Genomic DNA, 25873 nt, shown 5'->3' with positions numbered 1-25873 from the left:
GTGGCTGCGACGGTGAATCACCAAGGGATACTGGCCGGCACAGGCAGTAAAAAAGCAAAGCCCACCGCTAAGGGTGGGCTTGTGCTGTAACAAGGCCGATCAGCCTTTCGGTGTTTCCACCGATGCTTGCTGGTTGGCCTGCCCGGTCTGCTCGTACCAGCCACCGCCGAGCGCCTTGTACAGGTTGACCTCGCTGGTCAGCTGCGACAGGCGGTCTCCGATCAGTGCTTGCTGGGCACTGAACAGGTTGCGTTGGGCGTCGAGGAAGGTCAGGTTGCTGTCAATCCCGATGCGGTAGCGGCGTTCGGCCAGGCGGTAGTAGTCCTGGTTTGCCTGCACCAGGTCGCGCTGGGCTTGCAACTGCTCGTCGAAGGTCTTGCGCGCCGCCAGGCCATCGGAGACTTCCTGGAAGGCCGTCTGGATGGTTTTTTCGTACTTGGCGACGTTGATGTCCTTCTGGATTTTCGAGTAGTCCAGGCTGGCTTTCAGGCTGCCGGCGTTGAAGATCGGCAGGTTGATCTGCGGCTGGAACAGCCAGGTGCCCTGGCCGCCCGAGAACAGGTGGCCCATGTCGGGGCTCAGGCTGCCGGCGTTGGCGGTCAGGCTGATGCTCGGGAAGAACGCTGCGCGGGCTGCGCCAATGTTGGCGTTGGCGGCCTTGAGCAGGTGCTCGGCTTCCTGAATGTCCGGGCGACGCTGGAGGATATCCGATGGCAGGCCGGCCGGTACTTCGGCCAGTTGGTCGTCATCGAGCGCCAGCGGCTTGGCCAGGTCGGCAGGAATGCCGGTACCCAGCAGCACAGTCAGGCTGTTGACGTCCTGGGCGACCAGGCGCTGGTACTGCGAGTACTTGACCCGGGCGCCTTCCACGGCGGTGCGCGCCTGGCTGACGTCCAGGGCCGAGGCCACGCCGACTTCATTGCTGCGACGGGTGAGGTTGTAGCTTTCCTCGTAGGTCTTCAGCGTTTCTTCGGTCAGCTTGAACAGGGCCTGGTCGGCCTGCCAGGTGTAGTAGGCGTTGGCCACGCTGGCTACCAGGGCGATCTGCGTGGAACGACGCGCCTGCTCGCTGGAGAGGTAGGTTTCCAGGGCCTGCTCGGTCAGGCTGCGCACGCGGCCGAACAGGTCCAGCTCGTAGGCGCTGACGCCCAAAGTGGCCGAGTACTGGCTGGTGATGCCAGATTCACCTGTTTGCGACATGTTCGCCGGGACACGCTGGCGGCTGCCGCTGCCGGTGGCCGAAACCGCCGGGAACAGGTCGGCGCGCTGAATGCGGTATTGCGCACGGTAGGCGTCGAGGTTCAGCGCCGCAACGCGCAGGTCGCGGTTATTGACCAGCGCGGTCTGGATCAGCTGTTGTAGCGCTGGGTCGTGGAAGAACTGACGCCAGCCCTGTTCAGCAGCGGCGACATCCGCCGATTGCGTCGGCGAATAGGCAGGGCCTTGTGGCCACTGCGCAGCCACCGGCGCTTCCGGGGTCTGGTAGTCAGGGATCAGCGAGCAGCCGCCAAGAATGAAAGCGGTTACCGCCAGGGACAACAAAGACTTGGTCATTGCCCAGCCTCATAACGTGGATTTTCAGGGGTGACGTCTTTTTCCGGCTCTTTGCTGCCGAACAGCGACGACACTGCGACGAAGAACAGTGGTACCCAGAAGATAGCCAGCACGGTCGCACTGATCATGCCGCCGATCACGCCAGTACCGATGGCGTGCTGGCTGCCGGCGCCGGCGCCGCTGGCGATGGTCAACGGCACCACGCCCAGGATGAACGCCAGCGAGGTCATGATGATCGGGCGCAGACGCATGCGGCACGCTTCGATCGCTGAGTCGTACAGGCTACGGCCTTGTTCGTGCAGCTCCTTGGCGAACTCGACGATCAGAATGGCGTTTTTCGCCGCAAGACCGATGGTGGTCAACAGGCCAACCAGGAAGTACACGTCGTTGGACAGGCCGCGCAGGCTGGTGGCGATCAGTGCACCGATGATACCCAGCGGTACTACCAGCACCACGGCGATCGGGATCGACCAGCTTTCGTACAGGGCTGCCAGGCACAGGAACACGAACAGTACCGAGAGGGCGAACAGCGCCGGCATCTGCGAGCCGGAGAGTTTTTCCTCGTAGGACATGCCGGTCCAGGAGAAGCCGATACCGCTTGGCAGCTCGCCAGCAATGCGCTCGACCTCGGCCATGGCTTCACCGGTACTGTAGCCAGGCGCCGGTGCACCGAGGATCTCCATCGCTTCGACACCGTTGTAACGCGACAGCTTTGGCGAGCCGTAGGTCCATTCGCCTTTGGCGAAGGAGGAGAACGGCACCATCTCGCCTGCGCCGTTGCGCACGTACCATTTTTGCAGGTCTTCCGGGCTCATCCGCGCGCTTGGTTCGCCCTGGATGTACACCTTCTTGACCCGGCCACGGTCGATGAAGTCGTTGACGTAGCTGGCGCCCAGCGCAATCGACAGGGTGTTGTTGATGTCGGCAATGGTCACGCCCAAGGCGCTGGCACGTTCGTCATCAATGGTCAGCTGGTACTGCGGTTCATCGTTCAGGCCGTTCGGTCGCACGGCGCTGAGGATCTTGCTCTGCGCGGCTTTGGCCAGGAACTGGTTGCGCGCCTCCATCAACTTCTCGTGGCCGACACCGCCGCGGTCCTGAAGGAACACGTCGAAGCCGGTGGCGTTACCCAGTTCAAGCACCGCTGGCGGGGCGAAGGCGAACACCATTGCATCGCGGAAGGTGAAGAAGTGCTGCTGGGCACGCTGTGCCAGGGCGAACACGCTGTTCTCCTTCGAGCGTTCATCCCATGGTTTGAGCATGATGAATGCCATGCCCGAGCTCTGGCCGCGGCCTGCGAAGTTGAAACCGTTGACGGTGAATACCGACGATACGGTATCGGCTTCGTCCTTGAGCAGGTATTCGCGCATCTGGTCGACCACAGCCTGTGTACGCTCGGCACTGGAGCCGGCCGGGGTCTGCACCTGGGCGAACAGTACGCCTTGGTCTTCTTCCGGCAGGAACGCGGTGGGGATGCGGGCGAACAGCCAGATCATGCCGACCACGATCAGCGCATAGGCCAGCAGGAATGGCACCTTGTTGCGCAGGATGGTGCCTACACTGCGCTCGTAGCCATTGACGCTGCGGTCGAAGTTGCGGTTGAACCAGCCGAAGAACCCGCCTTTGGCGGTGTGGTGCTCGCCCTTCTTCAGCGGCTTGAGCATGGTTGCGCAAAGCGCCGGGGTGAAGATAAGCGCAACCAGCACCGACAGGCCCATGGCCGAGACGATGGTGATGGAGAACTGCCGGTAGATCACACCCGTGGAGCCGCCGAAGAACGCCATGGGCAGCAGTACGGCCGAGAGCACCAGGGCGATACCCACCAAGGCACCCTGGATCTGTTCCATCGAGCGCTTGGTAGCCTCCTTGGGCGGCAAGCCTTCCTCGGACATTACCCGCTCGACGTTCTCCACCACGACGATGGCGTCATCCACCAGCAAGCCGATGGCGAGGACCATGGCGAACATGGTCAGGGTGTTGATGCTGAAGCCCGCGGCGGCAAGGATGCCGAAGGTACCCAGCAATACGACCGGTACGGTCATGGTGGTGATGATGGTGGCGCGGAAGTTCTGCAGGAACAGGTACATCACCAGGAACACCAGAACCACGGCTTCGATCAGGGTGTGGATCACGCCGCTGATCGATTCGGTGACCACTGGGGTGGTGTCATACGGGAATACCGCTTTCACTCCAGGCGGGAAGAACGGTTCCAGGTCGGCGATGGTCTGGCGCAGTGCCTTGGCGGTGTCCAGGGCGTTGGCGCCGGTTGCCAGTTTTACCGCCAGGCCGGAAGCCGGCTTGCCGTTGAACTGGGCGCTGACTGCGTAGTTTTCACCCCCCAGGCCCACTTGGGCGACGTCGCCCAGACGCACCTGTGAACCGTCTTTGTTGACCTTCAGCAGGATATTCTCGAACTGCTCGGCGGTTTGCAGGCGGGTCTTGCCGATGATGGTGGCGTTCAGCTGGGTGCCCGGCAGGGCTGGCAGGCCGCCGAGCTGGCCGGAGGACACCTGCACGTTCTGTGCGGCCACGGCGGTCTTGACGTCGACCGGGGTCAGCTGGAACTTGTTCAGCTTGGCCGGATCGAGCCAGATACGCATGGCGTACTGCGCACCGAACACCTGGAAGTCACCCACACCCGCAGTACGCGAGATCGGGTCCTGCATGTTCGAGACGATGTAGTTGGCCAGGTCGTCCTTGGTCATGCTGCCGTCTTCGGAGACCAGGCCGATCACCAGCAGGAAGTTCTTCACTGCTTTGGTGACGCGGATACCTTGCTGCTGCACTTCCTGCGGCAGCAGTGGTGTGGCCAGGTTCAGCTTGTTCTGTACCTGTACCTGCGCGGTGTCGGGGTTGGTGCCCTGTTCGAAGGTGGCGGTAATGGTCATGCTGCCGTCGGAGTTACTTTCCGACGACACATAACGCAGGTTGTCGATACCGTTGAGCTGCTGCTCGATCACCTGCACCACGGTGTCCTGCACGGTTTGCGCCGAGGCGCCCGGGTAGGTCACGGCGATGGCGATGGCCGGCGGCGCGATACTGGGGTACTGGTTGATCGGCAGCTTCAGGATCGACAAGGCCCCGACCAGCATGATCACCAACGCGATCACCCAGGCGAAGATCGGGCGATCGATAAAGAACTTCGACATGGTTTACTCCGCTTTGGCGTCTGCTTTCGCCGCGTTGGCCTGAACAGGGCCGGCCGGCTTCTTGACGTTGGTGGCTTCGCTGACCTTCACCTCGACGCCCGGGCGCACGTACTGCAGCCCTTCGGTGATCAGGCGGTCACCCGGGTTGAGGCCTTCCTCGATCAGCCAGTCGCTACCCAAGGTGCGGCTCGCCTTGAGCTGGCGCAGTTCGACCTTGTTCTCCTGGTTGACCACCAGGGCGGTTGGTGCGCCCTTGAGGTCGCGGGTCACGCCTTGTTGCGGTGCCAGGATGGCGTTGGCGTTGACACCGGCCTTGAGCCGCGCATGCACGAACATGCCTGGCAGCAGGGTGTGATCGGGGTTGGGGAACAGGGCGCGCAGGGTCACAGAGCCTGTGGTCTCGTCGACCGCGACTTCGGAGAATTCCAGGCGGCCTTCCTGTTTGAACAGGCTGCCGTCCTCCAGCACCAACTGAACCGAGGCGGCGTTGTCGCCAGCCTTCTGCAACTGACCGCTTTCCAGGTCACGGCGCAACTTGAGCAGCTCGGCGGTGGACTGGGTAACGTCGACATAAATAGGGTCGAGCTGCTGGATGGTGGCCATGGCATCGGTCTGACCATTGCTCACCAGTGCACCTTCGGTGAACGAAGAACGGCCGATACGGCCGCTGATCGGCGCCAGAACCTTGGTGTAGCGCAGGTCGATCTGTGCGCTCTTGAGCGAAGCCTCGGCCTGCAATCGTTTGGCATTGGCGTCGTCATATTCCTGTTTGGAGACGGCCTGTTCGTCAATCAGTTGCTTGTAGCGTTCGGCCAGCGAGCGTGTAGCCAGCAGGTTGGCCTTGGCATTGGCCAGGGTGGCTTCGTACACGGCAGGGTCGATCTGATACAACTGCTGGCCTTCCTTGACCTCACTGCCTTCCTTGAACAGGCGCTTGAGGATGATGCCGTTGACCTGCGGGCGCACTTCGGCGACGCGGTAGGCACTGGTACGCCCCGGCAATTCCGAGGTGAGGGTGAAGGCTTGCGGCTGGATGGTCACGACGCCGACCTGAGGAGCCTGCGCCGCTGGCGCTGCTTCTTCTTTCTTACAGCCACTGAGCAGTGTTGCCAGGGCGACGGCGGAAACCAGAGCGGTAACGGCTGGCTTGAATTGCATGAGGATCCTCGGGTCGCTGGAGCAGGGAGACGCTCAAGAGTAATGGAAGAGATCTTGATCTGGAAAAAATGCTATCCGGTGGATAAATAGCTTGCTAAGAAATATACTTACATTCATGGTTGTTTGTAAATACTGCTGGGCTGTACTCCGGTACTGCCTCAGCGTTTGATTAGCTCATCCGAGAGGCCCCTGCAGAGGTTCCCCGGAGCGTTTCCCGCACGCGCTGCGCGTTCGGGCCAGATGAGGTTGTACTGCCATGGTCCGTAGAACCAAAGAAGAAGCCCAGGAAACCCGCGCCCAGATCATCGAGGCGGCGGAAAGGGCTTTCTACAAGCGCGGGGTTGCGCGAACCACCCTGGCCGACATCGCCGAACTGGCGGGTGTGACGCGGGGGGCGATCTACTGGCACTTCAATAACAAGGCCGAGCTGGTGCAGGCGTTGCTCGACAGCCTGCACGAGACCCATGACCATTTGGCGCGCGCTAGCGAAAGCGAGGATGAAGTCGACCCGCTTGGCTGCATGCGCAAGCTGCTGTTGCAGGTGTTCAACGAGCTGGTGCTCGATGCCCGAACGCGTCGTATCAATGAAATCCTGCATCACAAGTGCGAGTTCACCGATGATATGTGTGAAATTCGCCAGCAGCGCCAGTGTGCGGTGCTGGATTGCCACAAGGGCATCACCCTGGCGCTGGCCAATGCCGTACGCCGGGGCCAGTTGCCTGGCGAGCTGGATGTCGAGCGCGCGGCGGTGGCCATGTTTGCCTATGTCGATGGCCTGATCGGGCGCTGGCTCTTGCTGCCTGACAGTGTCGATCTGTTGGGTGATGTCGAAAAATGGGTCGACACCGGGCTGGATATGCTGCGCTTGAGCCCGGCTCTGCGCAAATGACACTTTGTGAAGGATTGTGAGGGAGTGTTTCCCGTTTGTGTTAAGGGCGGATTAAGGGCGCGGCTGCCTTGCGGCTGTGCGCAGCACAAGGCGGCTCTTGCAGCGATTGCGCAACTTTCAGCGGCCGCGCAATTGCCGGTCGGGTAGCGCGAATGCCGCAAACAGGCCCAGCACCGCGACAAGCGCACTCCCCATCAACAGTTGTCTGAACGTCTCCAGCAACCGTCCCTGAGTCACCAGGTCCACCTCTGCGGCCTTCAAGCTCCCCAGCAACGGATTGACCGACAGTTCGAAACCACCCTGATGCAGCAGTGCCAGCAACAGGCTGGACATGCACGCCACGCCCATGGCTCCGCCCAGCGAACGGAACAGGTTGGTGGTGCTGGTGGCCACGCCGATGTCCTTGCTGGCCACCGCGCTTTGTGTGCCCACCAGCGAGGTCGGGAATTGCAGCCCGCAGGCTATGCCGGTCAGCAGCATGAACAGCGCAGCGAGCAACGCGGATTGCGGCGGAGTCAGTGCCATCGCGAAAATGGCCACTGGCATCAGCAGTGCACCGGCCAGGATCTGCGGCTTGTAGCGCCCGGTCCGGCTGGTCATGCGGCCTCCTGTGAAGGCGCCTATGGGCAGCCCCATGGCCAGCGGCAGCAGGTGCAGGGCGGCGCTGTCGGCACCGGCGCCGGTGATGCCTTGGTAACGCAAGGGCATGAGCATGGTCAGGGAAATGGACTGGAAACTGGCGAAAAAGATCACTGCCCAGCACAGCACTGCCACTCGGTTGCTGAACAGGCTGAGCGGCAGCAGCGGCTCCGGGCAGCGCCGTTCGTGGGCGATGAAAAGCGTGAGGCCAAGCAGGGCGCAGCCGAACAGCGCCAGCACGGCCGGGTCGGCCCAGGTGTGGCCCTGGCCCACCATGGTAATGCCCAGCAGCAGGCTGCCAAGGCCGAGAATCAATAGCATGGCGCCAAGGTAGTCCACCTGTGCCTCGCGACGCTGCACCGGCATGCTGCCGAGCGCACGGCGTATGGCCCACAAGGCGACCAGCCCCAGCGGCAGGTTGATCCAGAACACCCAGCGCCACGACAGGTACTCGGTCAACCAGCCGCCCAGCACTGGCCCAGCCACGCTGGCCGCGGCGTACATGCTGCTGAAGTAGCCCTGGTAGCGGCCGCGTTCGCGTGGGGGCACGAAGTCGCCAATGATTGCCTGGCTCACCGAGACCATGCCGCCTGCGCCGATACCCTGCAGTACCCGGGCCAGCACCAGTTGCGGCATGTCCTGGGCCATGGCGCAGGCAATGGAGGCCAGGGTGAACAGGCTGATGCCGGTGAGGATCATCCGGCGCCGGCCATAAAGGTCGCCCAGTTTGCCGTAGATCGGCACGGCCACGGTCATTGCCACCATGTACCCGGAAATGACCCAGGCCAGCATGCCGACGTCGCTGAACTGTGCCGAGATGGCGGGCAGCGAGACGGCGACGATGGTCTGGTCCAGAGCGCCAAGGAAGATGGCGAGCATGAGGGCGGTGAGCACGTTGCGCAGGGAGGTGGGGGGCAGGGCGGCGGTCACGGGAATACCTTGTTTTGTCTATGGCAGCCTCTTCGCGGGCAAGCCTGCTCTCACAGAAGCCCCCGAATTGTACCCTGAGTTAGGTAGCTTCCTATGTACTATCTGCATCCCCTATGCAATATCGGCATTGGCGCATTCATCCAGTGCTGCATGGCTGCGTGATATCGTTGGTATGCCACAGAGGCTGAAATCCGGGGCTTGCACCAGCTTGGTGCAACATATTGCCGCAGGTTTTTCAGTCCGCTGTCTCCCACACCTTTTATTCCTCTGCCTGCATGTCGAGCATGACCGCCCAGATGGCGACGGTTGGAACAGGTCAGGTAGACCCGATTACAGGGGTCGGTAGTTACCGTTCAAATTTCAACATTATTGCGGAGTGATCATGCCCAAGGCTTCCCACCAAGATCTGCGTTTTGCCTTCCGCGAGCTGCTCGCTTCAGGTTCCTGTTTCCACACTGCCTCGGTGTTCGACCCGATGTCGGCACGCATTGCCGCAGACCTGGGCTTCGAAGTCGGTATCCTCGGCGGTTCGGTCGCCTCGTTGCAGGTGTTGGCTGCTCCGGACTTCGCTCTGATCACCCTCAGCGAGTTCGTCGAGCAGGCCACCCGCATTGGTCGGGTCGCGCAACTGCCGGTACTGGCCGACGCCGACCACGGCTATGGCAACGCACTGAACGTGATGCGCACGGTGACCGAACTGGAGCGCGCCGGTGTGGCCGCGCTGACCATCGAGGACACCCTGCTGCCTGCCCAGTTCGGGCGCAAGTCTACCGACCTGATCCCGGTCGAGGAGGGGGTTGGCAAGATCCGCGCGGCGCTGGAGGCACGAGTCGATTCGTCCCTGTCGATCATTGCCCGTACCAACGCGGGCGTACTCAGCACCGAAGAAATCATCGTGCGTACCCAGAGCTACCAGAAGGCGGGCGCTGATGGTATTTGCATGGTAGGGGTCAAGGACTTCGAGCAGCTCGAGCAGATTGCCGAGCACCTGACGGTGCCGCTGATGCTGGTCACCTATGGCAACCCGAACCTGCGCGATGACGAACGCCTGGCGCGTCTGGGCGTGCGCATCGTGGTCGATGGCCATGCGGCTTACTTTGCCGCGATCAAGGCCACTTACGACTGCCTGCGGCTGCAGCGTGGCCGGCAGAACAAGTCGGAAAACCTCAGTGCCACCGAACTCTCGCACACCTACACCCAGCCTGAAGACTACATTCGCTGGGCCAAGGAATACATGAGCGTCGAAGAGTGATCGGCAGGGCGCCGTCCATTCAACGGACGGCGCTCAAGGTTGCACTCCACAGTCGGCCATTGAGTCGCCTGCTTCGCGGGCATGCCCGCTCCCACTGGTACCGCACAGATCCCAAGGCATGTGCATACCTGTGGGCGACCCCACGAAAGGGCTGTCACAGGCTGGCCTGGCCCTCCAGCCAGTCCAGCAACTCCAGCAACCCCGGCGGCAAACCCCTGGCCTGGCTCACCAGGAAATACCCCTTGCCTGTCAGCACCTTCAGCGCAAACGGCATGCACAACCGCCCACCGCGCAGGTCATCGCCAATCAGCGACCAGTCACCGATCGCCACCCCTGTCCCCTGCGAAGCCATGGCCATCGCCATGTCCAGTGTCTCGAAATGCTGTTTGGGTCCATGCGTGGCCAGCGTCACTCCGGCCGCCTGCAACCACAACCGCCAGTCGTGTTCATCCCGCGAGGGATGCAGCAACATATGTCGGGCCAGGTCTTCCACCTGCTGCAACGGCACAGGCCCTTCACGCAGTGACGGTGCGCACACCGGGGTCAGCTGCTCATCGAACAGCTTGCGCACGTGCAGCCCGTGGTTTGGCGCATTGCCATAGACCACCGCCGCATCGAAGCCCTCGCGACGCAAATCCACCCCGTGCTGCACGGTCGTGGTCAGCTCAACCGGCACATCCGGGCGCAGTGCCTGCCATTCCATCAGGCGCGGCAGCAGCCAACGCATCACACAGGTGGGGGCCTTGAGCTGCAGGGTGGTGCTGTGCTCGCCCACTTCGCGCACCCCTTGTTCGATCAGCGCGAACACCTGCTGCACCCGCGGCAGCCAGTCCAGGCCTTCACGGGTCAGGCTTAACCCGCGGGCCTCGCGCTTGAACAGGGCATAACCCAGGTGTTCTTCGAGGGCTGCAATCTGGCGGCTGACAGCGCCTTGGGTGATGTGCAACTGCTGCCCGGCGCGGGTGAAGTTGCACTGCTGGGCGGTGACCAGAAACGTGTGCAGGGCAGGCAGGGGCGGGAGGCGTTTCATTGCAGTAAGCCATGATCACAGGACATGGCTAGTATGTGTTTTTTTGCATTGTGGCGATAGCCGTGGCTTGGGTCCAATAAGGGCATACCCCAACACGATTCATGGTGATCCCTGATGGCAACCTGCGGCGAAGTACTGGTCAATCTCCTTGAAGGCTATGGCGTCGATCATGTCTTCGGCATCCCCGGTGTACATACCGTGGAGCTCTATCGTGGCCTGGCGGGCTCTTCCATTCGTCACATCACCCCACGTCATGAGCAAGGTGCCGGGTTCATGGCTGACGGCTATGCGCGCACCCGCGGCAAACCCGGGGTGTGCTTCATTATCACCGGGCCGGGCATGACCAATATCACCACTGCCATGGGCCAGGCCTATGCCGACTCGATCCCGATGCTGGTGATTTCCAGCGTGCAGTCCCGTGACCAGTTGGGCGGTGGCCGTGGCAAGCTGCACGAGCTGCCCAACCAAGCGGCGCTGGTATCGGGTGTGGCAGCGTTTTCCCACACTTTGATGAGTGCAGCCGACTTGCCGCAGGTGCTGGCCCGGGCATTTGCCGTGTTCGACAGTGCCCGGCCGCGTCCGGTACATATCGAAATCCCGCTCGATGTGCTGGTTGAACCGGCCGACTTCCTGCTGCCGGGACGCCCTGTACGGGGTAGTCGGGCAGGGGCTGCACCTCAGGCCGTGGCGCAGATGGCTGAGCGACTGGCCAGTGCACGTCGGCCGCTGATTCTGGCCGGTGGCGGGGCGTTGGCTGCGGGCGCTGCGCTGGCACGCCTGGCCGAACACCTTCAGGCCCCGGTGGCGCTGACCATCAATGCCAAAGGCTTGCTGCCTGCCAGCCACCCATTGCAGATCGGCTCGACCCAGTCGTTACCGGCTACACGGGCGCTGGTGGCCGAGGCTGACGTGGTGCTGGCGATCGGCACCGAACTGGCCGAAACCGATTATGACGTGACCTTCAAGGGAGGCTTCGAGATCCCGGGCAGTCTGCTGCGCATTGACATCGACCCGGACCAGACCGTGCGCAATTATCTGCCGGAGCTGGCGCTGGTAGCCGATGCCGAGCTGGCTGCCGAAGCGCTGCTCGGTGCCCTGCAAGCCCAGCCGCAGCCAGTGCACGAAAGCACTTGGGGCGTGGCCCGCGTGGCCAATCTGCGCAAGGTCCTGGCGGCAGACTGGGACCAGCCCACCCTGAGCCAGACGCGCTTGCTGAGCGCCATACTAGAGCGCCTGCCGAATGCGATTCTGGTGGGCGACTCGACCCAACCTGTGTACACCGGCAACCTGACACTCGACATGGAGCAGCCACGGCGCTGGTTCAACGCCTCGACCGGGTACGGCACCTTGGGTTACGCGTTGCCAGCAGCCATGGGCGCCTGGTTGGGCAGTGCCGAGCAGGCCGTCGAACGCGCTCCGGCGGTGTGCCTGATTGGTGATGGTGGTTTGCAGTTCACCCTGCCGGAACTGGCCAGTGCAGTGGAGGCGCAGGTACCGCTGATCGTACTGCTGTGGAATAACCAGGGGTACGAGGAAATCAAGAAATACATGGTCAATCGGGCGATCGAGCCGGTCGGGGTGGATATCCATACCCCGGATTTCATCGGCGTGGCGCGGGCGTTGGGCGCGGCAGCAGAGAACGTGGCCGATATCGCCCAATTGCAGGCGGCGCTCGGGCAAGCGGTGGAGCGCACGGGGCCGACCTTGATTCAGGTGGATCAGAATCAGTGGCAGGCCGCGGTGTTGGGTTGAAGCATTGCGATTGCCTGTATCGGCCTCTCGCGCCTGCAGGCAGCGCGCAATTTTCGCATCTGTGCAAAAACCTGTAGGAGCGGGTTTACCCGCGAAAGCGCCGGTGCAGGCGAATGTTGAGCTTCAGACCGCAGTAGCCCGCAACCGAGCCACATCACGAATCGGCGGCGCGCCGTAAAGCCGGCTGTATTCACGGCTGAACTGCGACGGGCTTTCATAACCCACCCGATAAGCCGCCACCGCCGCCTCCAGCCCGTCGTTCAACATCAGTCGCCGGGCTTCCTGCAGGCGCAGTTGCTTCTGGTACTGCAATGGGCTCATCGAGGTCACCGCCTTGAAGCGGTGGTGCAAGGTCGAGGTGCTGAGGTTGACCTCACGTGCCAGGTCCTCGATACGCAGCGGCTGTTGGAAGTTGTTGTTGAGCCAGGTGATGGCCTGGCAAACCCGGTGGGTCTGGCTGTTGGCCAAGGCAATTTCATACAGCCGGTAACCCTGCGGCCCACGCAGCAGGCGGTAGAGAATCTCGCGGCGGAACAGCGGCGCCAGCATTGCGATATCGCGGGGGGTGTCAAGCAGGCGCAGCAACCGCAGCAGGGCATCGAGCAATGCGGCATCTGTCCTTTCCACGTACAAACCACGGCCGGAAGGTCGATTGGGTACCAGCATCGGTCCGCTCTCGGCGATCAGTTGGCTGATCTCGGCCGGGTCCAGGTCCATGCGCAGGCCCAGGCTTGGGTTCTCGGGGCTGGCATCCAGCCTCACGGCACTGAGCGGCAAGGTCACCGAAACGACCATGTAATGCAGTGGGTCGTAGGCGTACTGCTCGTCACCCAGGAACAGGCTTTTGCTGCCTTGGGCAAGGATGCACAGGGCAGGCTGCGCCAGGGTGGGCACAGAACGCACATTTTCGGTGTAGCGCACCAGGTGCAGGTCATCGATGGCCGACGCCGGGCCATGGGGCTCGCCCGCGTGGCGGTTGATCAGCTCGGCCAGCTCCAGGCGCTGCAGTTCCAGGGTCGGTTCGGTGGACGTGGCGGTGGTCATGATGGCTTTCCTCTGCTGACCGACGCAGCATAGGTTTGGGCAAAGACGGGCGCTAGTCGAAAGCTGCATGTCGATTGCCTGATCCTGCCGCGCTGCAGGATCAGGCAATCGACGTGCAGTAATGGCCTAACGCGCCGCGCGGGTGAGCGCCTAACCTTGGCAGCCTGGCTTTTCCGTCCGCCTGCTTCAAGGAGATTGTGCAATGACCCTTAACCAACCGGTCACCCACCTTGCTTTCATCCGTGCCAGCAGCGGGCGCTCGGCAGAGCTGGGCGCGCGCCTGCGTGACCTGCTTGAGCCCTCGCGGCGTACACCGGGTTGCCTGAGTTTTACCGTGCAGCGTTCGCAGGCTGATGCTGACCTGTGGTTGCTCAGCGGAAGCTGGCAGGACCAGCAGGCGATGAGTGGTTACTTTGCTTCGCCGACACTGGAGGTGTTCGGTGAGCTGGTGCAGGCCCAGGTGGTCAGCAGCCTGGACTTGCATACCTTCGATTGAGCGTGGATGAGGTAAAGTGACGCCCTTGTTCAATCACGCGGACAGCAACATGGCACGTAGGGAATTCACTCATTTCGAAGCGGTATCGGCGATGGTGCCGGTGGAAGGTGGCGGCTACAACGCAGCCATCGCGGTCAAAGCCTTGGGCATGGGCGGCGCGCCGCGCTTTCACAAGGTTCTCGACGGGCAGGTGTTCAAGGGCGCCGTGGCCGCCGACGAAGCGGCCACCGCCGAACTGCAACGCCTGCAGGGCGTCAGCGAAGAGGGTGAGCTGGTCTGGTGATCAGGCCGGCGGCCGGGCCATCTTGAACAGGTTGCCCAGCTCGAAATAATCCGCCGGGCCACCCCCCCGCAGAATAGGCTCGGCGGCAGCGGTATCGTAGATGCCGTTGTTCAGCAGGTGTTCGGCAATGTGCACCGCCACCACTTCCCCGAGGATAAGCCAGCTGGGCACCTGTTCCTGGTCGGCGCGCTTGAGCTGGACGATCTGGCTGACCTTGCACTCGAAGGCTACCGGCGTTTCACCCACGCGCGGCACCTTGACGATGCTCGACGGTGCGGCAGTTAGGCCGCTCAATTCGAATTCGTTTACTTCGGCAGCAACCGGTGCGCAGCTCAGGTTCATTTGCTCGGCCAGGGGGCGGGTGGCCAGGTTCCAGACGAACTCACCGGTCTGCTCGATGTTGTTCAGGCTGTCTTTGCGCCCGACGCTGCAGAAACCGATGATCGGCGGGATGTAGTTGAACGCATTGAAGAAGCTGTAAGGCGCCAGGTTCAGGCGGCCTTCGCGGTCCTGAGAGGAGATCCAGCCGATCGGGCGGGGACCGACGATGGCATTGAACGGGTCGTGCGGCAGGCCGTGGCCTTTGGCGGGTTCGTAGTAATACATCTGTGCTGGCCTTGTTGGCCCTACCTCCTGGTGGACAAGGTGCCTAGTGTGCCAAGCCTGAGCTCGCGTGCAAATGATCAAGCCCGGCCGAAGCCGGGCTGGGTGCTCGCAATCAGGTATCAGCTGATGCGGTGCGCGTTGGTGCGGTTGAAGCCATCTTCGGCAAAACGTTGGCCGCCGGTGCGATCAAAGCCGTCTTCGGCGAAGCGTTGGCCGCCGGTGCGATCAAAGCCGTCTTCGGCGAAGCGTTGGCCGCCGGTGCGGTCGAAGCCATCTTCGGCGAAGCGTTGGCCACCGGTGCGATCGAAGCCGTCTTCAGCGTAGCTGGCGGGCTGGGTTTGAGCCGCGGCAAAGGTGTGAGCGTCGGTCCGGTCGAAGCCATCTTCGGCGAAGGCGCCAGCTGCGAAAACCGAGAGGGCCAGGGTAAGGATCAGTTTGTTTTTCATGGTCGTTGCTCCAGGGGTTTGTGAGTTGTTTGTTTCTATGGGTTTAATCCTACGCCGAATAATTTGATTAAAAAGCGCAAAAAACAGCGCTTAATAATCTATTTATTCGATGTGTTTGGGCGCGTATGTCGTGCTTCAGGCCGCAAGCCTGGCTAGGGAGCGTCCTTGCGGGCGCCAACGTTCTGCCAGCCATTGCAGCTTGATGAGGTGGAATTAATAGGGCGTTAAGAAGGAAAAGTCTGAATAGAAAAGGGGCGCTCCATGCAATGGAGCGCCCCTTTTAGTACTGCCAGGCCAGCGTTACTCAGTGGTAATCCGCGAGTGCTGCTTGGTGTCCTTCATGGTCGCGTAGACCAGCAGCGAGCAGGCGATACAGGCGGTGACGTACCAGTAGAAGCCGCTCTCCATCCCAGCGCTCTTGAACCACAGGGCCACATATTCGGCGGTGCCACCGAAGATCGACACGGTCAGGGCATACGGCAGGCCCACGCCCAGGGCGCGAATCTCGGTAGGGAACAGCTCGGCTTTGACCACGGCGTTGATCGAGGTATAGCCGCTTACGATGATCAGCGCTGCCATGATCAGGAAGAACGCACCCCACCAGCTCTGGATGGTGTGCAGGGTGCTGAGGATAGGGACGGTGAACAGGGTGCCGAGCACACCGAAGGCGATCAGGATTGGACGGCGGCCGATCTTGTCGGAGAGACCACCGATCACCGGCTGCAGGCACATGAACAGGAACAGCGTGGCGGCCGAGATGGTGGTCGAGTCACTGATGCTCATGCCTACGGTGTTGACCAGGTACTTCTGCATGTAGGTGGTGTAGGTGTAGAAGGCCAGGGTACCGCCCATGGTCAGACCGACGACGGTCATCAGCTCCTTGGGGTGACGCAGCAGGGTGCGCATCAGGCTTTCCTTGGCCTTTTCCTTCTTGGTGAACGAGGCGGTTTCTTCCATGCCGCGACGCAGGTACAGGGCCACCACCGCGCACAGCGCACCGATCACGAACGGCACGCGCCAGCCCCAGGCGTACAACTGCTCGGTGGTCAGGGTCTGTTGCAGGACGATCAGTACCGCCAGGGCGATGAGCTGGCCGGAGATCAGGGTCACGTACTGGAAGCTGGAGAAGAAACCACGGCGCTCCTTGCTGGCCATTTCGCTGAGGTAGGTGGCCGAGGTGCCGTATTCACCACCCACCGACAGGCCCTGCAGCAGGCGCGCGATGACCAGCAGGACAGGTGCGGCGACGCCGATGGTTTCGTAACCCGGGGTCAGGGCGATGACCAGCGAGCCGGCGCACATGAGCAGGACCGACGCCATCAGCGCGGCCTTGCGGCCCTTGCGGTCGGCGTACAGGCCCATCAGCCAGCCACCGATCGGGCGCATGAGGAAGCCCACGGCGAAGATCGCGGCGGTATTGAGCAGTTGTGCGGTGGAGTCGCCGGCCGGGAAGAAGGCCTTGGCGAAGTACAGCGAGAATGCGGCGTAGACGTACCAGTCGTACCATTCGACCATGTTGCCGATGGACCCGCTGAAAATCGACTTCAAGCGGCTGGCGGTGGTTTTTTCTGCGGCAGGCGCGGTGGCCGCCCCGGCGGGCAGGGAGGTGGCGTTATCCATCAGGGATACCTTCTCGTTGTTTTTGTGGAGCGCGCCGTGGCGCAGCTTGCCAAGGCAATTGCAGAAGGTGTGCCAAATGGGTGCGGGCTGATTCATTTGAGGGCATCAAATACCCCAAGCCGGCACAGTAGTGGGCCTTGCGCCGCCCTATGCAGGCGCGGGCCTGACCGCGAAGGGCTGCAAAGCAGTCCGAAATCTCGATGTGATGAGCAGTTTTTCGCCTACCAGGTCCTGGTCATAAGCGGATTTCCGCTCATGCCTGCCCAATAAAATCCTCGCGCACCAGCCCATGCCGTTGCATCTTCTCGTTAAGCGTGCGCCGCGGCAGTTGCAACGCCTCCATCACCGACTTGATCTCGCCCCCATGCTGACGCAAGGCCGCACGCAGGCATTGCGCCTCGAATGCTTCCATTTGCTCGCCCAGCGACTGCCCGGCAGGTGCAACCTCGATGTTTGGCGAACCCAGCCCCAACGCATGCCGCTCCGCCGCATTGGCCAGCTCACGCACGTTGCCAGGCCAGTCATGTGACAGCAGCTGCGCCAGCTGTGCACCCGATAGCGGCGGGGCAGCGCGACCAAGCTTTTCACCGGCAGCACGGGCAAAGTGTTCGAACAGCAGCGGAATATCCTCCCGCCGCTCGCGCAGCGGTGCCAGGCGCAATTCGGCCACATTCAGGCGGTAGGCCAGGTCTTCGCGGAAGCGCCCGGCACGAGCCTCCCCGAGCAGGTCGGGCTTGGTCGCCGCAATGATGCGCAGGTCCACGCTGATGCTCTGGTTGGCCCCCAGGCGCTCCAGCTTCTGCTCCTGAATCACCCGCAACAGCTTGGCTTGTTGGGCCAGTGGCATGCTCTCGATTTCGTCGAGGAACACGGTGCCACCGTTGGCGTACTCCAGCTTGCCGATCCGTTTACCCTGGGCGCCCGTGAAGGCACCGCTCTCATGGCCGAACAGTTCGGCCTCGAACAGCGATTCGGGGATGGCCGCGCAGTTAAGGGCTACAAAGGGCTTGGCGGCGCGAGGACCAAAGTCGTGCAGGCAGCGGGCCACCCGCTCCTTGCCACTGCCGGTTTCACCGCGGATCAGTACGTTTACCGGCAGGCTGGCCAGGTCCAGGACTTGCCGGCGCAGCTGTTGCAGGCCCTGGGACATGCCCAGCAGCGTGACTTCCAGGCGTGACTTGAGGTCGGCCTGCTCGTGGAGCCGGCGGTTCTCCAGCACCAGCTGGCGCTTTTCCAGGGCGCGACGCAGGCTGCCCAGCAAGTCTTGCGGCGTGAAGGGTTTTTCCAGGAAGTCATAGGCCCCGCTGCGCATGGCTTCTACCGCCATCGGTACATCACCGTGACCGGTCAGCAGAATCACGGGCAGGTCGGGGTCGTTCGCTTGCAGGCGTTCGAGCAATTGCAGGCCATCCATACCCGGCATGCGCACATCGCTGATGATCACCCCAGGGAAGTGCTGCGGCAGGTGCGCCAGGCACTCTTCGGCGCGAGCGAACAACTGCACGCTGAAGCCTGACAGGCTCAGCCATTGCTCGACAGCAGTGCGGATACTGGCTTCATCATCGACGACGATCACCGAATTCAACATACAGGCTCCAGGTCACGGGGCAGGGTAAGGCTCAGGCGCGCGCCGCCAGGCAGGTTTTCGGCCCGCAGCTGGCCGCCGGCCTCATGGACGATGCCGTAAGAAATGGCCAGGCCCAGCCCTAGCCCTTCCCCCACCGGTTTGGTGGTGAAGAACGGGTCGAAGATCTTGGGCAGGTCGGCTTCGGCAATGCCGCCACCCGAGTCGAGCACGCTCAGGCGCCATAGCTCTCCGTCGGGTTCGATGCGGATCTCCAGGCGTTTGTAGCTCTTGTCGATCATCGCGTCGAGTGCATTGTGCAGGAGGTTTATCAGCACCTGCTCCAGGCGTATGGCATCGCCGCGTACCCAGGCCGGGCGTGCCAGGTACAGAGCCACCTCCACTTCCTCGCTGCGAATGCGCGCTTCCAGCAGGTGCAAGGCCTGATCGACCACGGTTGCCAGGTCGAGGCGTTCGCGCAGGCCCATCGGGCTGTTGCGGGCAAAGGTTTTCAGGTGGCTGGTCAGCGCTGCCATGCGCGTGAGCATCTGTTCCAGCGGCTCCAGCGCTTGCCGTGCTTCGTCGTGGCGACCATGGTCAAGCAGCAGGCGCAGCGTCTCCAGCTGCATACGTTGGGTGGTCAGCGGTTGGTTGATTTCGTGGGCCATGGCCGCCGACATCTGCCCAAGTGCGGCCAGCTTGGCTGATTGCACCAGGCCTTCCTGGGCAGTGCGCAGCTCGCGGGTGCGCTCCTCGACCTGGCGTTCGAGTTCTTGCCGGCTGCGCTGGCGCAGGCGTGCCAGGCGCAGGCGTTGGCTGACGAAAAGGACGGCGAACACCAGGCTCAGCCAGACGGCGGCGGCGCCAAGCGCGGCATTACGGCCGTCGGCAGCGACCTGCGGTTTGCGCAGCAGGTGCAAGGTCCAGTTTTCGCCTTCCAGCGGCAGGCTTTCCCACAAGTACTCGGTGCTACCCTCGGGGCCTTGCACGCGGCTAAGGGTGCTGTAGGGGGCAAACCGCGTCAGCACCTGATGCTGGAGCGGCACCAGCGGTTGCTTGTCGTACTGACGGGTTTCGGCCAGCTCGGCACGGTCGGCACCACTGAGCGGCTGAAGCTCGCGGTAGCGCCAGCCATCCTGGTTTGCAATGAAAGTAATACCGCGGGCGTCGCTGACCAACAGGATATCGTTGCCCTGTCGCCACTCGCGTTCCAGCTCGGGGAATTCCAGCTTCACCACCATGGCGCCAAGGAAGCGGCCGTGCTCGTCGTTCACCGCGCTGGCGAGAAAGTAGCCCGGCACGCCACTGGTCACGCCCACGGCATAGAAGCGGCCACTGCCCTGGCTGCGGGTTTGCTTGAAGTAGGGACGGAAACCGTAGTTGGAGCCGACGTAGCTGCTGGGCAGCCGCCAATTGCTGGCGGCAATGGCCAGGCCGGTGCGGTCGAGCAGTTCGAGGGTGGAGGAATTGGCGGCGCCATTGATACGTTCGAGCTTGTGGTTCAGGGCGTTCTGAACGCCTTCATCGATCGGGCCGCGCAAGGCTGCGATCAGCTCCGGGTCTAGCGCCAGCACGGCGGGGAGGGCGCGGTAGCGCTCGATCAGGGTGTGCAGTGCGTTGGCGTACAGGCCCAGTTGCTGGCTGGCACGCTTGGCGTCGTCTTCCATGGCCTGGCGCTTGGCCTGGTGCATGGCCCAGCCGGCGCTGAGTGCGGTACCCAGCACGATCAGCAGGGTGATCAGCCCCAGACGCAGGGCGCGAAAGGAAAAGGGCATTGGGGGCGGATCCGGTGGTGGGATATCGGGGCCGGCCTCTTCGCGGGTAAACCCGCTCCTACAGGTACTCTGCAGCACCTGCAGGAGCGGGTTTAGCCGCGAAAAGGCCGGAACAGGCGGCCATTTTCAGTCAAAGCAATTCGAAGCTCTGCTGCTGCACCGCCTGGGAATCCAGCCCTACCTGGACATTGAACTCCCCAGGTTCGGCAACCCGCTGCAACTGGCCATTGTAGAACTTCAGGTCGTCCTCGCTGATGCGGAAGGTCAACGTGCGGGTTTCACCAGGTTCAAGCATCAGCTTCTGGAAGTTTTTCAGCTCTTTCACCGGGCGGCTCATCGACGCCGACACATCCTGCAGGTACAGCTGCACCACCGTCTCGCCTGCAACCTTGCCGGTATTCTTGACCGTTACCTTGGCTTCCAGCGTATCGCCGCGCTTGAGATCCTTGCCCGACAGGTTCAGGCCCGACAGCTCGAAGCTGCTGTAGCTCAAGCCATAGCCGAACGGATAAAGGGGCCCGTTGGGTTCTTCGAAGTATTGCGAGGTGTAGTTGCCCGGCTTGCCCGGCGTGAACGGCCGGCCGATGCGAGTGTGGTTGTAGTACATCGGGATCTGCCCCACCGACCGAGGGAAGGTAATGGCCAGCTTGCCGGAGGGGTTGTAGTCGCCAAACAGCACGTCGGCGATGGCATTGCCGCCTTCGGTGCCGGCGAACCAGGTTTCCAGGATGGCGTCGGCCTGCTCGCGCTCCCAGCTGATCGACAGCGGACGGCCGTTCATCAGCACCAGCACCAGCGGTTTGCCGGTGGCCTTGAGCGCCTTGATCAGCTCGCGCTGGCTGGCCGGGATCTCCAGGGTGGTACGGCTCGACGACTCATGGGACATGCCGCGGGACTCGCCAACTACAGCGACCACGACGTCGGATTGCTTCGCCGCCTTGACTGCTTCATCGATCAGCACGGCAGGCGGGCGTGGGTCGTCGACGATTTCCGGGGCATCGAAGTTGAGGAAGTTCAGGTAATCGAGGATCGCCTTGTCGCCCGTGACGTTGGAACCTTTGGCGTAGACCAGCTTGGCCTTGCCGTCCACGGCGCGGCGCAAGCCCTCGCGCACGGTCACGGAGTGGACGGGTTTACCGTCGGCGGCCCAGCTGCCCATCATGTCGATCGGGGCATCGGCCAGCGGGCCGACCAAGGCAATGGTGCCGGCCTTTTTCAGCGGCAGGGTCTGGTTGCGGTTTTCCAGCAGCACCAGGCTGCGGCGTGCCACGTCACGCGCAGCTTCGCGGTGCAGGCGGTCGTTGCCGTAGTAGTCCTTCAGGTCGGTTTCGGCTTTGCCGATGCGCACGTATGGGTCCTTGAACAGGCCCATGTCGTACTTGGCACCCAGCACCTCACGTACCGCCTGGTCCAGTTCGCGCTGGCTCACTTCGCCGGATTTCAGCAGGCCCGGCAGCTCCTCGCCGTACAGGGTATCGTTCATGCTCATGTCGATGCCGGCCTTGATCGCCAGCTTGGCGGCTTCACGGCCATCACGGGCGACGCCGTGGCGAATCAGCTCCTGGATGGCGCCGTGGTCGCTGATGGTCACGCCCTTGAAGCCCCACTCCTTGCGCAGCAAGTCGTTCATCAGCCAGGTGTTGGAGGTGGCTGGTACGCCGTTGATCGAGTTCAGCGCGACCATCACGCCACCGGCGCCCGCATCGAGCGCGGCGCGATAGGGTGGCAGGTAGTCGTTGTACATTTTCGGCAGGCTCATATCGACCGTGTTGTAGTCGCGCCCGCCTTCCACTGCGCCGTACAAGGCGAAATGCTTGACGATGGCCATGATGCTGTCGGGGTTGGCCGGGCTGCTGCCCTGGAACGAGCGCACCATTACCTGGCCGATTTTCGAAGTCAGGTAGGTGTCTTCGCCGAAACCTTCACTGGTGCGGCCCCAGCGCGGGTCACGGGCGATATCCACCATTGGCGCGAACGTCATGTCCAGGGCGTCGGCCGAGGCTTCGATCGCCGCGGTGCGGCCGACCTTGGCGACGGCCTCCATGTCCCAGGTGGCGGCCATGCCCAGGCCGATCGGGAAGATGGTGCGCTCGCCGTGGACGGTGTCGTAGGCGAAGAACATCGGGATTTTCAGGCGGCTGCGCATGGCCGCGTCCTGCATCGGTCGGTTTTCGGGGGCTGTGCGAGAGTTGAAGGTGCCACCGATGCGGCCGGCGGCGATTTCCTCGCGGATCTTGTCGCGAGGCATCTCCGGGCCGATGCTGATCAGGCGCAACTGGCCGATTTTCTCGGCTTCGGTCATCTGGCTGATCAGATGCTCGATGAATGCCTGCTTGTCCTGCAGGGGCGGCGCGGAGGGGGCGGCGAGGGCCGCCTGACTGGCAAGGCCCATGGCCAGGCCCAGCAAAGACAGTTTCATCATCAATTCCGTTATGGGGCCGCTGCCGTATCCACCGTGATACGTGCGCGACCGAAGTTTTCAGGCGGCTATTGTTGTACGATTTGCGGGCAATTCTTCCAGCGGCGGATTATGCCTGAATATATCGCCTGCGGATGAAGCCCCGAATGCCGGGATAACAACTATAAGAACGCTCAAGAGACCGACGGCATGACGCCCTTCGACGAATACCATCAGCGGCAGATTGCCGAAGCCATAGCCCGTGCCGAACGGCGTACCGATGCCGAACTGGTGACGGTGCTGGCCCGCCGTGCCGACGACTACGCCTATTGGCCGTTGCTCTGCGCCGCTGTGCTGGCGCTGTCCGTACCGGGTCTGTTGCACTGGCTGCTGGCTTGGCCCAGCGTGCGTGGTGTGCTGCTGGGCAACGTGCTGTTGTTCGTCGGTCTGTGCCTGCTGCTGCGCAACGCGCGCCTGGCCGACTGGCTGATCCCCCGTGCCTTGCGCCGCTGGCGAGCCTCACGCCTGGCCCGCCAGCAGTTTCGCGAGCAGAACCTGCAGCGCACAGCAGGCGCCACGGGCGTGCTGATTTTCGTCAGCGAGGCGGAGCGGCATGTGGAAATCTTGGTCGATCGGGGTATCGAACACTGCCTGGATGCCGAGGCCCGCGCGGCCATCGGTGCCCGCTTGGCCGAGCAGGTGCGCCAGGGCCGTACCTTGCAGGGCTTTGTCGAGTGCATCGAGGCGTGTGGCGAGCTGCTTAGCCGGCACGTGCCGCCAACCCATGCCCGCAACGAGTTGCCCAACCGCTTGGTGATTCTCGACTGAAGGAGCACCAGCGTTTCTGGAGAGCGCTCCCACAGGGTGCTTGGGGCACGTTAGAATAGGCGTTCCGCTACCCAAGGCCCCCTTTTTCATGCCCGCCAGTACTTCTGCCTCTTCCGCGCCGGATGCGCGCGCTCAGTTTCTCGACCTGCTGAACGCCGCCCTGCACGGCGAAACCCTGGTCAAACTGGTGCTGGCGCGCCATGTCGGTGCCGACCAGACCTTGCAACGGATCATTGCCAAGCCGCTGCAGGTCAAGGGCCAGCCGTGCCTGTCGCTGGTCTACCGCCACCAGACCCGTGACATCACCCGCAACCTGCCGCTGGACCAGGCTCAGGTGCTGGTTTCCGAACTGCTGCCGGACAGCTTCCGCAATGCTCACCTGTTCGATGCTGACGGCGAAGTGCAGCTGACCTTCAGCAAGAAGGGCAAGCCGATGCTCCAGCGCCACGGTGCCCAGGCGCCGCGCGTGGCCGACGCGGGCAGTGGGCATGACCGCGAGAAGAAGCGTTATCTGGAGCTGTCGCGGCCGTTTCTGCGCGACCTCGGTGTGACCGATGCACAAGGCGCACTGATCCCGTCCATGTCGCGCAAGTGGAAGCAGATCAACAAATTCATCGAGGTGTTCGACCACGCCCTGGCCAGCGCCCCGGTGCCGGCCGAGCAGGCACTGCGGGTGGCCGACTTCGGCTCGGGCAAGGGCTACCTGACCTTTGCCATGCACGATTACCTGCGCAACAGCCTGGGCCGTGACGCACAGGTGACAGGCGTGGAACTGCGCAAGGATATGGTCGACCTGTGCAACACCGCGGCCGCACGCCTGGACCACCCGGGCCTGGATTTCCAGTGTGGTGACGTACGCAGCGTGGTACCTGAGGCCATCGAGGTGATGATCGCCTTGCATGCCTGTGACATCGCCACCGACTACGCCATCCACACCGGCATCCGCTGCAACGCCGCAATCATCATGTGCTCGCCGTGCTGCCACAAACAGATCCGCCCGCAACTGCACAGCCCGGGGTTGCTGCAACCCATGCTGCAGTACGGCCTGCACCTGGGCCAGCAGGCCGAAATGCTCACCGACAGCCTGCGCGCACTGTATCTGGAAGCCTGTGGCTATGAAACCAAGGTGTTCGAGTTCATCTCGCTGGAGCACACCAACAAGAACAAGATGATTCTTGCGGTGAAGCGGCGCCAGGCGGGGGATAACGGGGCGTTGCTGGAGAAGATTGCCCAGCTCAAGGCGTTCTATGGGGTGCAGGAGCATTGCCTGGAAACATTGTTGCGGGCGGATGGGTTGCTCTGACGCCACCCACCGGCATGCCTGCAGGGGACGCTGTCAGCGCCGAGCAGAGGGCACTTCGACAGCCAATGCTGCCTGCCCCAACGGATGGGTGCTGGCATCGAAGAAATGCAGCGCCGTCCCCGGCAAATCCCCGAAACGATCTGCAAAATGCTGCTTCTGATTGATCACCGACGCCTCGCCTAGCGGCCGAATGGCAATGGACAGCTGTTGCGGACGGGCTTGGCGCACAGCGTCGAGCAGGTGCCGGTCACTGCTGTCCAGGTGCTGCCCGAACAGGCATAGCCCCTGGCTTTCCCCTGCCAGCTGCCCCAGGCACCAGCTCAGATAGTCCGAGTTGCGGATGGCGCGCAGTTTCTCGTCGCTGCGGTCTTCGTTGACGAACAGCGGTACTTCACCCGGGATGTTCACGGCAAACCCATCGAGCAGTTCGGCACTTTCAGCGCTGCGCTGGCGGGTGGTGCCGTCGGGCAGCTTGAGCAGGTGCAGGCCGCCGTGCAGGTGCAGCACCCGGGTGCCTTCGCTGCCGGTGCGTCGAACGTCGAAATAGCCTTGTTCGTCGAACAGTTCGGCGAAGCCGTTCGGGGCGTGCTGCACGGCCCATGGCAGCAGCAGGTCGTAGTTGCTGGTGTAGACGCTTCGATAGCCGCGCAGCGCCTGATTGAGGGTTGTCAGTGTCGCCTTCGGCATCAGCGGCCAGGGCAGATGCACCGTGCGCACGGCGTGGATCAACGCTTCCTTGATCGAGTAGTAGCGGTTCAGCGGCGCGGTGGAGTTGATGGCCAGGGCGGCATTGGTACGCACGGTGGTGTTGAGGGCGCTGAGCACCGGCTCGAACAGTTCCGTGGCCAGGGACTTGAACAGTGCCTGGTCACTGACCGCCAGGCCTTTCTTGCGGCCCGCGCGTTGCGCTTGCTCGAACAGCGAGAAGTAGCCGAACGGCTTCCATACTGCGCGGCTGGCGCCGTTGCCCAGCAGCAGGGCGTCGCAGGGGTGGCGGGCGGCGAGTTCTGGCCAGGGGGTAAGGGTGGCATCGAGTGCGGGCATGCTGGGTCCGTTGGGTGGTGCGGGGAACGGGGCGACTTTAGCATGTCATGCGAGGTGTGCGAGGGTTGGTGTCAAGGCGATGGTTTTGGGTTGTCTGTGCTGGCCCTTTCGCG

The 25873-nt window shown here is 62.9% G+C and carries 20 protein-coding genes; 7 read left to right on the top strand and 13 right to left on the bottom strand.

What is annotated here, in order from left to right; translation table 11 throughout:
* Positions 1 to 99: 99 nt before the first annotated feature.
* From ACF8RA_RS05860 to ttgA, 3 genes are read right to left on the bottom strand one after another with little or no spacing between them, the layout of a single operon-like run.
* Positions 100 to 1554: an AdeC/AdeK/OprM family multidrug efflux complex outer membrane factor gene (locus tag ACF8RA_RS05860; protein ID WP_176682645.1), complete on the bottom strand. Its 1455-nt coding sequence runs from the start codon at positions 1552 to 1554 to the stop codon at positions 100 to 102.
* Positions 1551 to 4703 carry a multidrug efflux RND transporter permease subunit TtgB gene (gene ttgB, locus ACF8RA_RS05855; RefSeq protein ID WP_084850834.1) on the bottom strand — a complete coding sequence of 1051 codons (3153 nt, stop codon included), beginning with the start codon at positions 4701 to 4703 and terminating at the stop codon, positions 1551 to 1553. Before ttgB ends, ACF8RA_RS05860 begins: the two co-directional genes overlap by 4 nt.
* Positions 4704 to 4706: 3 nt before the next feature.
* Complete coding sequence (gene ttgA / locus ACF8RA_RS05850; protein ID WP_176682646.1) at positions 4707 to 5861, bottom strand: toluene efflux RND transporter periplasmic adaptor subunit TtgA; 1155 nt, start codon at positions 5859 to 5861, stop codon at positions 4707 to 4709.
* A 256-nt stretch (positions 5862 to 6117) separates the two neighbouring features.
* Between ttgA and ttgR the strand changes: the two genes are divergently transcribed.
* Complete coding sequence (gene ttgR / locus ACF8RA_RS05845) at positions 6118 to 6750, top strand: efflux transport transcriptional regulator TtgR (protein WP_176682647.1); 633 nt, start codon at positions 6118 to 6120, stop codon at positions 6748 to 6750.
* Between the two features lie 117 nt (positions 6751 to 6867).
* Here ttgR and ACF8RA_RS05840 read toward each other — a convergent pair whose 3' ends face one another.
* Positions 6868 to 8319 carry an MDR family MFS transporter gene (locus ACF8RA_RS05840; protein WP_392518919.1) on the bottom strand — a complete coding sequence of 484 codons (1452 nt, stop codon included), beginning with the start codon at positions 8317 to 8319 and terminating at the stop codon, positions 6868 to 6870.
* Positions 8320 to 8701: 382 nt separating this feature from the next.
* On the opposite strand from ACF8RA_RS05840, the gene ACF8RA_RS05835 reads away from it, so the two are divergent.
* A complete protein-coding gene (locus ACF8RA_RS05835) occupies positions 8702 to 9571 on the top strand; it encodes an oxaloacetate decarboxylase (protein WP_103463020.1) in 870 nt (289 codons plus the stop codon).
* A gap of 154 nt (positions 9572 to 9725) precedes the next feature.
* Here the strand turns inward: ACF8RA_RS05835 and ACF8RA_RS05830 are convergent, their stop codons facing one another.
* A complete protein-coding gene (locus tag ACF8RA_RS05830; RefSeq protein WP_392518918.1) occupies positions 9726 to 10601 on the bottom strand; it encodes a LysR substrate-binding domain-containing protein in 876 nt (291 codons plus the stop codon).
* 114 nt (positions 10602 to 10715) lie between these two features.
* On the opposite strand from ACF8RA_RS05830, the gene ACF8RA_RS05825 reads away from it, so the two are divergent.
* A complete protein-coding gene (locus ACF8RA_RS05825) occupies positions 10716 to 12353 on the top strand; it encodes a 5-guanidino-2-oxopentanoate decarboxylase (RefSeq protein ID WP_392487745.1) in 1638 nt (545 codons plus the stop codon).
* A gap of 123 nt (positions 12354 to 12476) precedes the next feature.
* Here ACF8RA_RS05825 and ACF8RA_RS05820 read toward each other — a convergent pair whose 3' ends face one another.
* Positions 12477 to 13397, bottom strand: a complete 921-nt coding sequence (locus ACF8RA_RS05820; protein ID WP_176682652.1) for an AraC family transcriptional regulator — start codon at positions 13395 to 13397, stop codon at positions 12477 to 12479.
* Positions 13398 to 13599: 202 nt separating this feature from the next.
* Here ACF8RA_RS05820 and ACF8RA_RS05815 point away from each other — a divergent pair, with 202 nt between their 5' ends.
* Both ACF8RA_RS05815 and ACF8RA_RS05810 read left to right on the top strand, forming a co-directional pair.
* Positions 13600 to 13893, top strand: coding sequence for a putative quinol monooxygenase (locus ACF8RA_RS05815; protein WP_209963738.1), 294 nt, complete (start codon positions 13600 to 13602; stop codon positions 13891 to 13893).
* 16 nt (positions 13894 to 13909) lie between these two features.
* The gene (locus ACF8RA_RS05810; protein ID WP_014859143.1) at positions 13910 to 14176 is read left to right on the top strand and encodes a hypothetical protein; all 267 of its coding nucleotides are present in this window, start codon (positions 13910 to 13912) and stop codon (positions 14174 to 14176) included.
* On the opposite strand, the gene ACF8RA_RS05805 is transcribed toward ACF8RA_RS05810, so the two are convergent.
* The 6 genes from ACF8RA_RS05805 to bglX all read right to left on the bottom strand — a co-directional run bounded on the left by ACF8RA_RS05805 (position 14177) and on the right by bglX (position 22609).
* On the bottom strand, positions 14177 to 14782 hold the full coding sequence (locus ACF8RA_RS05805) for a flavin reductase family protein (RefSeq protein WP_010952506.1): 606 nt from the start codon (positions 14780 to 14782) through the stop codon (positions 14177 to 14179). It lies immediately after the preceding gene.
* A 119-nt stretch (positions 14783 to 14901) separates the two neighbouring features.
* On the bottom strand, positions 14902 to 15228 hold the full coding sequence (locus tag ACF8RA_RS05800; RefSeq protein ID WP_209963741.1) for a hypothetical protein: 327 nt from the start codon (positions 15226 to 15228) through the stop codon (positions 14902 to 14904).
* A 300-nt stretch (positions 15229 to 15528) separates the two neighbouring features.
* Positions 15529 to 16848, bottom strand: a complete 1320-nt coding sequence (locus tag ACF8RA_RS05795; RefSeq protein WP_176682656.1) for an MFS transporter — start codon at positions 16846 to 16848, stop codon at positions 15529 to 15531.
* Between the two features lie 253 nt (positions 16849 to 17101).
* The gene (locus ACF8RA_RS05790) at positions 17102 to 18436 is read right to left on the bottom strand and encodes a sigma-54 dependent transcriptional regulator (protein ID WP_176682657.1); all 1335 of its coding nucleotides are present in this window, start codon (positions 18434 to 18436) and stop codon (positions 17102 to 17104) included.
* Complete coding sequence (locus ACF8RA_RS05785) at positions 18430 to 20187, bottom strand: ATP-binding protein (protein WP_392518917.1); 1758 nt, start codon at positions 20185 to 20187, stop codon at positions 18430 to 18432. Before ACF8RA_RS05785 ends, ACF8RA_RS05790 begins: the two co-directional genes overlap by 7 nt.
* Before the next feature lie 130 nt (positions 20188 to 20317).
* Entirely contained in the window at positions 20318 to 22609 is a 2292-nt protein-coding gene (gene bglX / locus ACF8RA_RS05780) for a beta-glucosidase BglX (protein WP_176682659.1), read from the bottom strand.
* A gap of 186 nt (positions 22610 to 22795) precedes the next feature.
* Here bglX and ACF8RA_RS05775 point away from each other — a divergent pair, with 186 nt between their 5' ends.
* Together ACF8RA_RS05775 and ACF8RA_RS05770 are read left to right on the top strand one after the other, a co-directional pair.
* Positions 22796 to 23413, top strand: coding sequence for a TPM domain-containing protein (locus ACF8RA_RS05775; RefSeq protein ID WP_176682660.1), 618 nt, complete (start codon positions 22796 to 22798; stop codon positions 23411 to 23413).
* An 88-nt stretch (positions 23414 to 23501) separates the two neighbouring features.
* A complete protein-coding gene (locus ACF8RA_RS05770; RefSeq protein WP_392487744.1) occupies positions 23502 to 24716 on the top strand; it encodes a class I SAM-dependent methyltransferase in 1215 nt (404 codons plus the stop codon).
* A 33-nt stretch (positions 24717 to 24749) separates the two neighbouring features.
* On the opposite strand, the gene ACF8RA_RS05765 is transcribed toward ACF8RA_RS05770, so the two are convergent.
* The gene (locus ACF8RA_RS05765; protein WP_176682662.1) at positions 24750 to 25760 is read right to left on the bottom strand and encodes a DUF4917 family protein; all 1011 of its coding nucleotides are present in this window, start codon (positions 25758 to 25760) and stop codon (positions 24750 to 24752) included.
* Positions 25761 to 25873 lie beyond the last annotated feature (113 nt).

It is taken from the genome of Pseudomonas sp. FYR_5 (genome assembly GCF_043106315.1).
In the GTDB taxonomy this organism is placed as follows: domain Bacteria; phylum Pseudomonadota; class Gammaproteobacteria; order Pseudomonadales; family Pseudomonadaceae; genus Aquipseudomonas; species Aquipseudomonas putida_Y.
This window is presented reverse-complemented; position numbering and strand designations above follow the sequence as displayed.

Bases quoted from the DNA above. Each gene is read 5' to 3' on its own strand.
- ACF8RA_RS05770 (WP_392487744.1), top strand. From the start codon at position 23,502: ATGCCCGCCAGTACTTCTGCCTCTTCCGCGCCGGATGCGCGCGCTCAG.
- ACF8RA_RS05790 (WP_176682657.1), bottom strand. From the start codon at position 18,436: ATGTTGAATTCGGTGATCGTCGTCGATGATGAAGCCAGTATCCGCACT.
- ACF8RA_RS05860 (WP_176682645.1), bottom strand. From the start codon at position 1,554: ATGACCAAGTCTTTGTTGTCCCTGGCGGTAACCGCTTTCATTCTTGGC.
- ACF8RA_RS05825 (WP_392487745.1), top strand. From the start codon at position 10,716: ATGGCAACCTGCGGCGAAGTACTGGTCAATCTCCTTGAAGGCTATGGC.
- ACF8RA_RS05805 (WP_010952506.1), bottom strand. From the start codon at position 14,782: ATGTATTACTACGAACCCGCCAAAGGCCACGGCCTGCCGCACGACCCG.
- ACF8RA_RS05815 (WP_209963738.1), top strand. From the start codon at position 13,600: ATGACCCTTAACCAACCGGTCACCCACCTTGCTTTCATCCGTGCCAGC.
- ACF8RA_RS05830 (WP_392518918.1), bottom strand. From the start codon at position 10,601: ATGAAACGCCTCCCGCCCCTGCCTGCCCTGCACACGTTTCTGGTCACC.
- ttgB (WP_084850834.1), bottom strand. From the start codon at position 4,703: ATGTCGAAGTTCTTTATCGATCGCCCGATCTTCGCCTGGGTGATCGCG.
- ttgR (WP_176682647.1), top strand. From the start codon at position 6,118: ATGGTCCGTAGAACCAAAGAAGAAGCCCAGGAAACCCGCGCCCAGATC.
- ACF8RA_RS05765 (WP_176682662.1), bottom strand. From the start codon at position 25,760: ATGCCCGCACTCGATGCCACCCTTACCCCCTGGCCAGAACTCGCCGCC.
- ttgA (WP_176682646.1), bottom strand. From the start codon at position 5,861: ATGCAATTCAAGCCAGCCGTTACCGCTCTGGTTTCCGCCGTCGCCCTG.
- ACF8RA_RS05820 (WP_176682652.1), bottom strand. From the start codon at position 13,397: ATGACCACCGCCACGTCCACCGAACCGACCCTGGAACTGCAGCGCCTG.
- bglX (WP_176682659.1), bottom strand. From the start codon at position 22,609: ATGATGAAACTGTCTTTGCTGGGCCTGGCCATGGGCCTTGCCAGTCAG.
- ACF8RA_RS05775 (WP_176682660.1), top strand. From the start codon at position 22,796: ATGACGCCCTTCGACGAATACCATCAGCGGCAGATTGCCGAAGCCATA.
- ACF8RA_RS05800 (WP_209963741.1), bottom strand. From the start codon at position 15,228: ATGAAAAACAAACTGATCCTTACCCTGGCCCTCTCGGTTTTCGCAGCT.
- ACF8RA_RS05835 (WP_103463020.1), top strand. From the start codon at position 8,702: ATGCCCAAGGCTTCCCACCAAGATCTGCGTTTTGCCTTCCGCGAGCTG.
- ACF8RA_RS05785 (WP_392518917.1), bottom strand. From the start codon at position 20,187: ATGCCCTTTTCCTTTCGCGCCCTGCGTCTGGGGCTGATCACCCTGCTG.
- ACF8RA_RS05795 (WP_176682656.1), bottom strand. From the start codon at position 16,848: ATGGATAACGCCACCTCCCTGCCCGCCGGGGCGGCCACCGCGCCTGCC.